Genomic DNA, 12,750 nt, shown 5'->3' on the forward strand with positions numbered 1-12,750 from the left:
AGTATCTCAAGGAATGTGTAACCCTCCAAGCTGATGTAAATTAGAATGACTCAGTTTGGAGGTGTTTTTATAACGGTATGAAAAAATAGTTAAGCTGAAATAATGAAATAGTGATAAATTTGAAATGGGGTGTGCTATGAATTTACACGATAAAGTAAGTACCGGTTTAAATGGTTTTGATCAGGTAATTGACCATCTTCGGCTTGGAGATAATGTAGTCTGGCAGGCGGATTCGGTCTCTGACTATAAGAAAATGGTTGATCATTTTGTTGTAAAGGCTAAGATGGATCATATGAGATTGGTTTACATCCGTTTTGCCAGCCATGAACAGATACTGGCTGACAGCCAGGATATCAAGGTATATCGCATCGATGCCAGTAAAGGGTTTGAAAGTTTTACTACAGAAATATATAACCTGATTAAAAAAGAGGGTAAAAGGGTCTTGTATGTTTTTGATTGTCTGACTGATCTGCTAAAATACTGGCATTCGGATTTGATGATCGGCAATTTTTTTAAGGCCACCTGTCCATATCTATATGAATTGGATACGGTAGCATATTTCGCTATTATACGAAACTTTCATACCTACAGCACAATTGCAGGTATTCGTGAAACGACTCAGCTTTTACTTGATATATATCAGGTAAATAATAAAACATATATTCACCCCCTCAAGGTATGGCAGCGGTATTCGCCTACCATGTTTTTCCCTCATTTGATTCAAGGCCAGGAGGCTGTCTGTATCACGGCCAGCTCTGACGCTTCTGAGTTGTTTACTAACATTCAGCGGGGGGAAAACCGGCTAGATTATTGGAATGTCATTTTTAACAGAGCAAAAGAGGTGTTGAACGGTTCCCTTAAGCAGCAGGAAGAAACGAAGAAGCACTTAATGTATATGCTGATAGGCAGTGATTCCAGAATGTTTGAACTGTGTGACCGCTATTTTACCTTAAGAGATATTCTGATGATTGCATCCAGGGAAGTCGGCAGCGGTTTTATTGGCGGAAAAAGTGTGGGTATGCTTTTGGCCAGAAAGATTCTGGAGATTGAAGGAAAAAATCGTTTCACGCCATTCATGGAACCTCATGATTCCTTCTATATCGGGGCGGATGTTTTTTACACCTATATTGTACAAAACGGTTGGTGGAGACTTCGTGCAAAGCAAAAGACGAAGGAGGGATATTATAAGTATGCACCTGAACTGAGAGATAAGCTTTTTCACGGAAAGTTCCCTAAGGACATTCAGGAACAGTTTTTGCAGATGCTGGAATATTTCGGACAGTCTCCAATTATCATTCGTTCCAGCTCTCTGCTTGAGGATAACTTTGGGAATGCATTTGCGGGAAAATATGAAAGTGTTTTCTGCGTGAATCAAGGAACTCCTGAGGACCGGTATGAAGCCTTTGAACAGGCCATTCGTACTGTTTATGCAAGCACAATGAATGAGGATGCACTTGATTACAGGATGAACAGGGGGCTTTTTGAACTGGACGAACAAATGGCTATATTGGTCCAGCGTGTTTCAGGCGATCAATATGGAGAATACTTTTTTCCCCATGTTGCCGGTGTGGGAAATTCTTCTAATCTTTATGTCTGGGATGAGAGCATTGATATGAATTCAGGGATGCTTCGTCTGGTATTTGGCCTTGGTACAAGGGCAGTTAACCGGACGGATGGTGATTATGTGAAGGTTGTATGTTTGGATAATCCTTTGCGAATTCCCCCCATGAATTATGAGGATCAGAATAAGTTCTCCCAGCATCGGTTGGATATTCTTTCTTTTAAAGATAATGATTTAGAAAGCATAGACCTGGATGAAATCCTTTCGCTGGATTTAAAAACAGATAAGAAGATGTTTATGAGCCCTGATTATGCAACAGAGTCCCGAATGCGTGAGCTGGGATATATGGATCGAAAGATTCCTCATATTTTAGATTTTAAGAAATTGTTCACGGATACAGAGATCGCCTCAGTATTGAAAGAAATTCTGGCATTATTGTCCCAAGCCTATGATTACCCTGTTGATATTGAATTTACAGCTAATCTAAAAAAAGACAATCTTTTCAAAATCAATCTTCTGCAATGCCGCCCATTGCAAACCAAAGGTTTAGGCAGCACAGTAAAAATACCGGAGCTGGCGGATCATAAGGATTGCTTTTTCTCCGGAAAAGGAAATTTTATGGGGGGAAGTGTACGCCTGCCCATTGATTTTATTGTGTTTATTCCGGCGAACACATACTTAGAGCTGAACGAGCAGGGGAAATATGCTGTGGCCAGGCAGATCGGTTTGATCAACAAAGAAATGAAAGGGAAACATGTCATGCTGGCAGGTCCGGGCAGATGGGGAAGTACAACACCATCCTTAGGTGTACCGGTACATTTTACTGAATTGTGTAACATGACGGTCATTTGTGAGTACTCATCGAGAAAAGCAGGATTTATGCCGGAGCTGTCCTATGGAAGTCATTTTTTTCAGGATATCGTTGAGGCAGGGATTTTTTATGTGGCCATTTTTGATGGATACAAAGATGTAGTATTTAACCCTGACCGCATTCTTAAGGAGGAGAATCGGTTGGCTTCTTTATTACCCCAAAGCGAACAGTTTTCAGATGTAATTCATATTGCTGAAACCGCTGGCATGGAGATATATTCTGATGTTGTGACACAAAGGCTGTTATGCAGATAAGGTCACGCCGGTTTTGAGGAAGTACAGGGTGTGAATCAGACATTAATGGATACAATTTGATAAAGTAGTTATAAGTCTATCCAAACTTAATATTAGGAAGGTGAATCCATGGGACATATTACAAGTAAGGATGCCTATAAGAATTTAGAAGAAAGAATCAATTGGTTTACACAAGGGGCCCCTCCGTCGGACAGCCTGTATAAAATTTTGCAGGTCCTTTATACGGAAAAGGAAGCCAAATGGGTCTCGCTATTGCCGGTTCGTCCATTTACTGCAAAAAAAGCAGCAAAAATCTGGAATACCAGTGAATGGAAAGCAGAAGCTTTTTTAGAACATCTTTGCGGGAAAGCGTTACTTGTGGATTCATTTTATGATGGGGTGCGTCAATTTGTAATGCCGCCGCCAATGGCAGGGTTTATTGAATTTGCATTGATGCGCACAAGAGGTGATATTGACCAGAAATTTTTAAGTGAATTGTATTATCAGTATATGAACGTAGAAGAAGATTTTGTTAAGGACTTATTCTTCGCAACAGAGACGCACCTTGGACGAGTTTACGTGCAGGAGCCGGTTCTGACTAATGAAAATACAATTCATATTTTGGATTACGAAAGAGCGAGCCATATTATTGAGGAAGCGGTTCATATAGGCCTTGGAACTTGTTATTGCAGGCATAAGATGCTGCATGCCGGCCACCCATGTGAAATAAATGCCCCATTGGATGTTTGCCTCACCTTTGGTAATGTTGCCCGTTCTCTTGCAGAAAATGGACACCATGCGAGGTTAATTGATAAGAAAGAGGCAATGGATGTATTAGAACGTTCTTATGCTGCTAATCTGGTGCAAATTGGAGAAAATGTTCGTGAAGCCCCGGCATTTATCTGCAATTGCTGCGGCTGCTGCTGTGAAGCACTGCAGGCAGCAAGAAAATTCAGCCCAATGCAGCCGGTGGCCACTACAAATTATATACCTGAGATTTCAAAGCAATGTGTAGGCTGTGGCAAATGCGAAAAGGTATGTCCGGTATTGGCAATTTCTATGAAAAACAACAGCGGGGGTAAGAGAACAGCTCAAGTGGATCATGAAGTATGTCTTGGTTGTGGAGTATGTGTGCGGAGTTGTCCTAAAGATGCCATTGAGTTAGTGCGAAGAGAGGTTCAAGTTATTACGCCGGTGAATAGTACCCATAGATTTGTACTGCAGGCAATCGAAAAGGGAACCCTCCAAAATCTCATATTTGATAACCAGGCATTTGCCAATCATCGTGCGATGGCGGCAGTACTTGGAGTGATTCTTAAGCTGCCCCCTTTAAAGCAGGTAATGGCCAGCAAACAATTTAAATCCATATATTTAGATAAACTGCTGTCAAATAAAAGTGCCAAAAGGCCGTAATATGCACTGCAAGTCCATAGCCATGTTTTAATGTACAAAATAAGAAATTATAAAAAATTTATCAAAATATTAAACGGGGTGCAGAGGCAATCGGGCTTTTGCTCCTTTTTTGTTAGAGGAAAATGTAATTTATTCAGTGCGTTTGAATATTTGATATTATCAAGAGGCTGCAGCGTGATGTAAGCTCTGTAGAGAGTGGGGCAGTTTTAGACCTAGGCAATAATTTTCTCAAAGGTACAGACAATAAAATGAAAATGGAAACCCGTACAATGTATGTCCTGTGTAAGTGTCTATTTCTTATGCCCAAAGTGATCCTTGGCCGGTTGTGTGTAAACCGGATGATTGAAAAAAAACTCAGAGCCTGGACAGGCGGGGCAAAGGAGACAGGAAAGAGACAGGTGGATTTTTATTATCAAATGAATCTGATCATGAATCCACTCCATCTTTCAGCAAAATTAAAATCATTAAAGAACAGGCTTAATATATTTGATTTTTAAATCAATTATATTAATATAAAAATTAATATAATTGATTTTAATATTGACATTTTTAATATATAGTTGTATATTATAGTCAAATAACACATCAGGATGGTGAAAATAATGAAATACAAAGCTCCGGGCAAATGCCCCGTATGCGGCGAAAAGCTTTCCATAACAAGGCTTGGCTGTCCCAAGTGCTCCACAATCATTGAAGGAGATTTCCAGCCTTGTGAATTCTGCCGCCTTCCGGAAGAAGATCTTGAGTTTGTCAAGGTGTTCATAAGATGCCGCGGTAATATCAAGGATGTTGAGAAAGAACTGGGCATCTCTTATCCCACGGTCCGGGGGAAACTGGATTCGGTCATAAGAGGCCTTGGGTATGAAGTATCATCAAAAGAATCAATTAAGGAGAATGAAGATAAAGCAACCGCCAGGAATGAAATTCTTGACCAATTATCAAAAGGTAAAATCTCCCCAAAGGAAGCAACGGAACGAATTAAAAATCTATAATTAATAGGAGGGTCAGTCCATGAGTGAACAACAAAGAATACTGGAAATGATAGAAAAAGGGCAGATTACCGCTGCCGAAGGTATGGAGCTTTTGGAAGCTCTGAATGTGACTAAGGGAACAGAATCAATCCAAAGGGTTGAAGCTGTAACTGCTGCAAGACGAAACTATAAGTTCCTTAAAGTAAAAGTAACGTCGGATGATAATTCCGTTAATGTTAACGTAAATATACCGTTACGTTTGCTGACTACGATCAGTGAAATTGCTGATAAGATGACTACTATGGTTCCTGCTGATGCCAGAAGAGAGATGGAAGCCAAGGGGATCAATATTTCCAGCATCGATTTTGCAAAGATAATCGAGGAGATCATAAACGGTACCTTGGATGATCCGAATATCGTTGATGTGGAAGCCTGGGATGAAAGCCATAAAGCAATGGTAAAGGTGAAAGTGTATGTCGATTAAGGGCTTTCATTTTTTGAGGATCAAGCTCCAGATCGAGAACAGAAGGTTCATAAGTATTCCCTTTCCAATCCCCTTGTATATCTTTCAGGAATTATTGGACTGTTTTCAGGATTTACTGACTGTCGCATGTTTTTTTGTACCAAAAGTGCCTGATCCCGGTTCATCCTCCCCAATCACCGTCCATTCAGTGAAAGTACTCATTATTGCAGCCATGAAGCTGCTGGATTCCTTATCCGGGGATGAACCATATAATCTTGTGGATGTCACCACCGGCAAAGTCAAAGTATTAATTAAAATCAGGTAAAGCATGTCTATTGGAGGTAAAAATGACGAAGCCGTTCATAAAATATATATCAATCGTATTAACCATATATCTGATGTCATATGTATCACACACGGTTTATATTGGCAGCATCCCGGCACTTCTTATTATGGGATTGGTACTGTTGGCAGTAAACTTTATATTAAAGCCGATTCTGCTGTTGCTTACACTGCCGGCCAACTTACTGACCTTAGGACTATTCAGCTTTATTGTGAATGCCTGGACGATTATGATCGCAGATCATTTTGTAGCAGACATAAGCATGGGAGGTTTTCTTAATTCACTGCTGGCTGCCTTTATCATTGCTGTCTTTAATCATCTGCTCAGAGATATGAATAAGGGGTAAATAAATAGGTTATAAGTGTTGGGCGCATATGGAAATATTATAATCGAAGAAAAGAAGAGAAAGAGGGTAGTCCGGATATGATTTTGGAGTATCCTCTTATTTGTTGCGTCCTTCAAATAAAGCCGAAGGGAGAAGACTGAAAAAATTGTGATTTTTACACAAAATAATTCTGATAATTGTTATATAATTAACATTGAATAATAAAAAGAAAACCAATATAATAACAGAGTATCAATTGTTCTTTGAAAAAATCATATCTATATAGCTGTTTAAAACGTAGCTGGGAACACGCGGCATACTGCTGGTATCATATATACCGATTAGCGTATGAGGGTGTTTCGTGGCCACCCGAACCGCCGGCAGTACACCAGTCATATAGTCTATGAAACAAAGCTTGTTATGTATTTAATACTAGGAGGTAATGATGAAAGGAACCCTGCTTGTAAAGAATGTAAAACATCTTGTGACATGTGACGCAGATGACAGACTGCTGGAGGGAGTGAATGTGCTGATAAAGAACGGTGTAATAGCCGAAATCGGCAGCAATGAACAAACAGCTGATGATGTGATTGACGCATCTAATATGGTGATGTATCCGGGACTTATTAATACTCACCATCATTTATATCAAACCTTCAGCCGTAATTTACCTCAGGTTCAGAGGATGGAATTATTCCCATGGTTAAAAACTTTATATGAAATCTGGAAGCACGTAGACGAGAACGTGGTTTATTACAGTTCCCTTACCGGACTTGGGGAGCTGTTAAAAACAGGGTGTACCACCTGTTTGGACCATCATTATGTGTTCCCAAAGAATGCCGGGACAGGGCTATTGGATGCCCAGTTTTCTGCAGCAGAAGCGCTTGGCATCCGTTTTCACGCCACAAGAGGCAGTATGGATCTGAGTGTGAAGGACGGCGGTTTGCCGCCGGATTCCGTTGTCCAGACAGTGGATGAGATTTTAAAGGATTCCGAAGCTGCTGTGAAAAAGTTCCATGATCCCAGCCCATATTCCATGCGCCAGGTGGCATTGGCTCCCTGTTCGCCCTTCAGTGTGACCGGGGAACTTTTGGAGGAATCGGCAAAGCTGGCCAGAAAGCTGGGGGTAAGACTTCACACTCATCTGGCGGAGACAAAGGATGAGGAACAATTTACCCTTTCTCACTTCGGTATGCGGCCTTTAGCATATATGGAAAGCCTGGGCTGGGTCGGCCCCGATGTATGGTATGCCCACGGGATTCATTTTAACGAGGATGAACTGGAGCTTTTGGCCAGAACTCAGACAGGTGTGGCTCATTGTCCCATTTCCAACATGAAGCTGTCTTCAGGCATTGCTTCCATCCCGGAAATGCTGAATCTGGATGTTCCTGTAGGTTTGGCAGTGGACGGATCAGCCAGCAACGACGGCTCCAATCTTCTGGAAGAAATGAGAGTGGGCTACCTTCTCCACAGGCTGAATGACAGCCGGAAGGCGCCCAGCGGATATGATATGCTGAAAATCGCAACCAAGGGCAGTGCAAGGGTGCTGGGCCGGGAAAATTTAGGAGAAATTTCTCAAGGTATGGCGGCGGATTTTTTCCTGGTCAATTTAAACCGTATTGATATGATAGGCGCTCAGTTTGACCCAATGTCGGTTTTGTGTACGGTAGGGCTGAAGGGCAGTGTGGATTATACGGTTGTAAACGGCAATATTGTTGTGAAAGAAGGCCGGCTGGTGCGAATGGACGAAGAGAATTTGGTTCGGAAAGCGAATGAGGCCGTAGCTGATTATTTAAATAACTAAAACATTTCCTGTATCACTGAACAGAGTGGCGGGAAATGCTGCCCCTCTGTCAGATCAGGAAGATAGAGGGGTACTTTTGTTTGTACCGATTACAAACAGTAAGCTTTCAGATACTGTAAAAAATCTTCATTTTGCAGTTGGCAGATATATTTTTATCCTGGTCAAAGAAATTACAGGACCTCAGGATATGGAGTTACCGGATGGCTGCTCTATTAGAGAATTTCAATCTGATCAAGATGAAGATGATTGGTGATGTATCAGGAACAAAGCTTTTTCAAATCTTAAAGGAAACACGACTCCCATCACACTGGAAATAGTGAGTGATCAGGTGTGCAGCTTTATGCAGACAGCTGATGAAAATGTGTAAAATGCTCATGCTGCAGGCTTTTATAAACGTTCCGGTTTAAAGGCCTCAGAACGTATAGAGTTAGACGAAAGGGAAATTCGCTTTTTATTTTGAAGATGAAACTTAGAGAATTAAGGAAAAGTCAGACGCAGTCCGAAAATCGGGACTGCGTCTTTTGGTTCCGAATAATACACAAAGACATTGAGAAAGTGCCATATTGTGAAAGCTGTTTTATGCAAAATTAATTACAATATAGAAAAAGGGTTTGTTTAAACAACGAGGAGGAATAAAGATGCATCGGAAGACAGCGCTGGTTACAGGTGGAGCAAGAGGGATTGGGAAACAGATTTCTTTGGATTTAGCGGAAGAAGGGTACAACATCGTTATAAATTACCACAATGACAAGGAAGCAGCCTGTGAGATATGCAAAACGGCAAGGGAGCATGGGGTAGAGAGTCTGGCTGTATATGCGGATTTGGGAAGTGTCAAAGATATTGAGCATATGTATCAGATTGCCTTTGATAAATTCGATGTAATAGATTTGGTTGTGAACAATGCAGGTATCAGCAGTGAAGTGTATTTTCTCGAGGCAACAGAAAAGATGTTTGATGATATGACGGCAATTGACTGGAAAGGATTGTTTTTTAGCAGTCAGATTGCCGCAAAAAGAATGGTGGAAAAAAATGTGAAAGGAGTAATCATTAACATCTCATCCAATCAGGTAGAAGGATGCTGGCCAAGAGCCACCATTTACGGGCCCACAAAAGCGGCTGTTGCCAAGTTTACAAAAAATGCAGCGATGGAGCTGTCGTTAAAAGGAATACGTATGGTAGCAGTGGCTCCGGGCTATACGGATGTGGGCTGGGAGCCTGGGGATATCCGGCTGGAAGCGGCAGAACGGCTTCCGTTCAAACGGTTTGCAACGACAAAGGAGATCGCTCAGGCGGTGGTTTATCTGGCATCGGATAAAGCGGCATATATTACAGGGACTTCTTTAATGATAGAGGGAGGGGCCACCCTTCCGGTGGTTGCAGCCAATGACTTTGTGGAGGTAAAGTAGAATGGAGGAGTATCAATACTACAATCAGCTCTTAAAAGGAGATGGAGGCGCACTGAAAAGAGCGTTGTATAAGTCTATGGGATTTACGGATTCAGCTCTGGAAAAGCCGCTGATTGCCATTGTCAATACATACACCAATGCAACGCCGGGCCATTTCAACATAAATGAAATGTGTGAACAGGTGAAAAAAGGAATTGAATCCGGAGGGGGTACAGCTATGGTGTTCGGCAGCATTGCCCCATGTGACGGCATAGCGGAAGGCCATGATGGGATGCGGTACATTTTGCCATCCAGGGACTTAATAACCGCCTCCGTTGAATGCATGGTAAGGGCCCATAAATTTGATGGACTGGTATTGCTTGGTTCCTGCGATAAAATTGTACCGGGGCTGCTGATGGCTGCTGCAAGACTGGATATTCCTTCTGTTTTTTGTAATAGCGGCCCCATGATGCCTGCAGTATATAAGGATAAGCATTATGACGGAAATATTGTAACAGAAGCAATTGGCTGGAAACAACGGGGAGAAATCACACAGGAGGAGTTCCGGGAAATAGAGAACCTGGCGGAGCCCTGTGTTGGTTCCTGTGCCATGTTAGGGACTGCAAATACCATGGGCTGTATGGCGGAAGCATTGGGAATGAGTTTGCCGGGAAGTGCGGCGGTACCTGCAATTCACTCCAAGCGCATGCAGATTGCATACACCACCGGAGAAGCAGTTGTTGAGCTGGTTGTAAAAAATATAACAGCCCGTAAGATCATTACAAAAGATTCCATATATAATGCCATGGCCGTTTTAATGGGAATCGGCGGATCGACCAATGCCATTATGCATTTACAGGCCATACACAAGGAAGCAGGATTAGGGGAATTGCCTCTGACTTTATTTGATGAATTAAGCAGAAGAATCCCCCAAATAGCATCGGTTTATCCTGCGTCTCCCTACGATATGGTGGATTTTTATGAAGCTGGAGGTGTGCCGTCGGTCATGAAGGAATTGGAGCCTCTGCTTCGTTTGGAATGCCTGAATATTACCGGTCATACCATGAAGGAATCTTTAAAGCAGCTGGGTTTTTCTAAACGAAGGGAAGTAATCAGATCCATCAGTGACCCCTTTCATTTAACAGGAGGAGTTGCAGTCTTAAGTGGAAATCTTGCTCCCCTTGGGGCCGTTGTAAAACCTGCGGCCATGCCGGGCCATTTGATGAGAATAGAGGGGAAGGCACGGGTATTCCAGAGTGAACAGGAAGCGTGCCACGCCATATTAGATGGACTGGTGGAAAAAAATACCATAGTGGTTCTGCGATATGAAGGCCCCAAAGGAGGCCCTGGTATGCCGGAAATGTATCGTCCTATGAAATGTCTGGAAGGCATGAATTTGTCAGACAGCTGTGCATTGGTAACAGACGGAAGGTTTTCCGGATCCAACAGGGGCTGCTTTGTAGGCCATATATCGCCGGAAGCCTACGAAGGAGGAACCCTTGCCCTGGTGGAGAATGGCGATATCATCCGAATTGATATAGATAACAGAGAAATCTCTTTATTAGTGGAAGACGCCGTATTAAATGAAAGAAAAAGACATTGGATCCGCCCGGAAAAAGAAATTTCGGACGGATACTTAAATACTTATAAAAAAATCAGCCAGTCAGCGGCACAAGGCGCAGTGGTGGGATAGGAGCAGGGTATGATAGAATGGAAAAATGATGATGAATTATTTGAATTAATGAGGCGTGAAATGTATTCAGCCGTAATCGGTGATATTTTAGATAAGATGGGCTATTTTCATCAGTTTCTGCCCCAGAAGATACAGCCGGTCAATACCAGAATGGTAGTGGCGGGGCGTGCAATGACGGTGTTGGAGGCCGATGCGTTTGAAGAACTTTCCTATGGACAGAATCCCCTTATGAAGAAACCTTTTGGACTGATGCTGGAGGCGTTAGATGATTTAAAAAAGAATGAAGTATATATCTGTACCGGTTCTTCACCTTCTTACGCTCTGGTGGGTGAACTGATGTGTACCAGAATGCAGATTTTAGGCGCAGCAGGGGCTGTTGCAAATGGTTTCCACAGGGATACAAACGGAATAGAGGAATTAAAATTTCCATGTTTTTCCTATGGCAGATATGCCCAGGATCAGGCACCAAGAGGAAAGGTTATTGACTTCAGAGTGCCCATTGAGATTGAAGGGGTTCGCATTTTCCCGGGTGATATTATCTTTGGGGATTTGGAGGGGGTTCTGGTGATTCCTAAAGCAGTAGAAAAAGAAGTCATTCAAAGAGCATATGAAAAAGCTACTGGGGAGAAGATGGTGGCAGAGGCGATAAAAGGCGGAATGGGAGCAAAAGAATCCTTTGACAAGTTTGGGATTATGTAAACAACTGGAATTGCTATATCTGACTGGTTATGATATCATGATACCGAATATTGCTCTGCTGCATTTTGGTTGTTTTTTACGAAGGGAATCAAAGGAGATATCATATGCAGGAAATCATGAAAAGCATTTGTACATTATTAAACAATGAAGAGTATAAAGTGGCAATAAGAAAAGCCGGTAAATACAAGTTCCAAAAAAGTTATAGATTTGAGATGCATAAGCACCAGGAATATGAGATCAACTACATAAACGTAGGCTGCTGCGTCATGAAGATACATAATGAGTATGTTCCCTTAAAAGCAGGGGATTGTATTATTATTAATCCTTATGTAAGACATTCTTTTATGGTTGACATGAGCAATGCATGCTGCATAACTCAGTTGGAGTATTCCGTAACCGTACCCAAAGAGCTTGAGGGAAAAATTCCGGTATTGGATCAGACGGGGATTTACACAAAAGTGGTGTCTTGTGAGAATTTGTGTAAAGCCCTGGAAAATGTGAGCAGAATATTCCGGGAACAGACGGAAGAAAATGAATATACAAGCGCACAATTGGAGCTGGCTTTGGCTCAGATGTACGTGGTGTTTTCGGAGCAGTATATTAAAATGAAGGAAGAGGAAGATTCGGAATTACATGGGGTGGTGGGGAAAGTGATACGGTATATCAATGATCACATAGAGGAAGAACTCAATGTGGAGGAGATTTCCAGGAAATACCATGTCAGCGACAGATATATCCGAAAGTACTGCAATAAATATCTTGGCATGAATTGCACAACATATATCACCATGCTCCGCATAGCAAAGGCCAAAGAACTGCTTTGGAACAGCAGTAAAAGTATTACTGACATAGCCATGCAGACGGGATTTAGCAGTTCCCAGTATTTCAGCCGTGTATTTCGCAAATATGCCGGTATGACACCGGCTGATTACAGAGAAATGTGGAGAGGAAAAATTGCGGATGAATTTTAAAAGGAATGTTTTTGTCAC

Annotated in this window: 13 protein-coding genes; all 13 read left to right on the forward strand. The window is 42.0% G+C overall.

Annotated elements, in window-relative coordinates; all coding sequences use genetic code 11:
- Nucleotides 1–136: 136 nt before the first annotated feature.
- The 13 genes from K401_RS0112095 (at nt 137) to K401_RS0112155 (ending at nt 12,732) form a co-directional block, all read left to right on the forward strand.
- Complete coding sequence (locus tag K401_RS0112095) at nt 137–2,686, forward strand: PEP/pyruvate-binding domain-containing protein (protein WP_024293193.1); 2,550 nt, start codon at nt 137–139, stop codon at nt 2,684–2,686.
- A 108-nt stretch (nt 2,687–2,794) separates the two neighbouring features.
- Nucleotides 2,795–4,078: a 4Fe-4S dicluster domain-containing protein gene (locus K401_RS0112100; protein ID WP_024293194.1), complete on the forward strand. Its 1,284-nt coding sequence runs from the start codon at nt 2,795–2,797 to the stop codon at nt 4,076–4,078.
- A 299-nt stretch (nt 4,079–4,377) separates the two neighbouring features.
- A complete protein-coding gene (locus K401_RS0112105) occupies nt 4,378–4,575 on the forward strand; it encodes a hypothetical protein (RefSeq protein WP_156945276.1) in 198 nt (65 codons plus the stop codon).
- A gap of 105 nt (nt 4,576–4,680) precedes the next feature.
- On the forward strand, nt 4,681–5,070 hold the full coding sequence (locus K401_RS0112110) for a DUF2089 domain-containing protein (RefSeq protein ID WP_024293196.1): 390 nt from the start codon (nt 4,681–4,683) through the stop codon (nt 5,068–5,070).
- 19 nt (nt 5,071–5,089) lie between these two features.
- Nucleotides 5,090–5,533, forward strand: a complete 444-nt coding sequence (locus K401_RS0112115) for an SHOCT-like domain-containing protein (RefSeq protein ID WP_024293197.1) — start codon at nt 5,090–5,092, stop codon at nt 5,531–5,533.
- A complete protein-coding gene (locus K401_RS0112120; RefSeq protein ID WP_024293198.1) occupies nt 5,523–5,837 on the forward strand; it encodes a hypothetical protein in 315 nt (104 codons plus the stop codon). Before K401_RS0112115 ends, K401_RS0112120 begins: the two co-directional genes overlap by 11 nt.
- Before the next feature lie 22 nt (nt 5,838–5,859).
- The gene (locus K401_RS0112125) at nt 5,860–6,201 is read left to right on the forward strand and encodes a phage holin family protein (RefSeq protein ID WP_024293199.1); all 342 of its coding nucleotides are present in this window, start codon (nt 5,860–5,862) and stop codon (nt 6,199–6,201) included.
- A gap of 424 nt (nt 6,202–6,625) precedes the next feature.
- Nucleotides 6,626–7,984, forward strand: a complete 1,359-nt coding sequence (locus K401_RS0112130) for an 8-oxoguanine deaminase (protein WP_024293200.1) — start codon at nt 6,626–6,628, stop codon at nt 7,982–7,984.
- Nucleotides 7,985–8,060: 76 nt separating this feature from the next.
- Entirely contained in the window at nt 8,061–8,237 is a 177-nt protein-coding gene (locus K401_RS32880) for a hypothetical protein (RefSeq protein ID WP_156945277.1), read from the forward strand.
- A gap of 385 nt (nt 8,238–8,622) precedes the next feature.
- Nucleotides 8,623–9,390: an SDR family NAD(P)-dependent oxidoreductase gene (locus K401_RS0112140; protein WP_024293201.1), complete on the forward strand. Its 768-nt coding sequence runs from the start codon at nt 8,623–8,625 to the stop codon at nt 9,388–9,390.
- A gap of 1 nt (nt 9,391) precedes the next feature.
- Nucleotides 9,392–11,062: a dihydroxy-acid dehydratase gene (gene ilvD / locus K401_RS0112145; protein ID WP_024293202.1), complete on the forward strand. Its 1,671-nt coding sequence runs from the start codon at nt 9,392–9,394 to the stop codon at nt 11,060–11,062.
- A 9-nt stretch (nt 11,063–11,071) separates the two neighbouring features.
- Complete coding sequence (locus K401_RS0112150) at nt 11,072–11,761, forward strand: RraA family protein (RefSeq protein ID WP_024293203.1); 690 nt, start codon at nt 11,072–11,074, stop codon at nt 11,759–11,761.
- Nucleotides 11,762–11,865: 104 nt separating this feature from the next.
- Nucleotides 11,866–12,732: an AraC family transcriptional regulator gene (locus K401_RS0112155; protein ID WP_024293204.1), complete on the forward strand. Its 867-nt coding sequence runs from the start codon at nt 11,866–11,868 to the stop codon at nt 12,730–12,732.
- Nucleotides 12,733–12,750 lie beyond the last annotated feature (18 nt).

It is taken from the genome of Lacrimispora indolis DSM 755, from assembly GCF_000526995.1.
GTDB classification, from domain to species: Bacteria; Bacillota; Clostridia; order Lachnospirales; family Lachnospiraceae; genus Lacrimispora; species Lacrimispora indolis.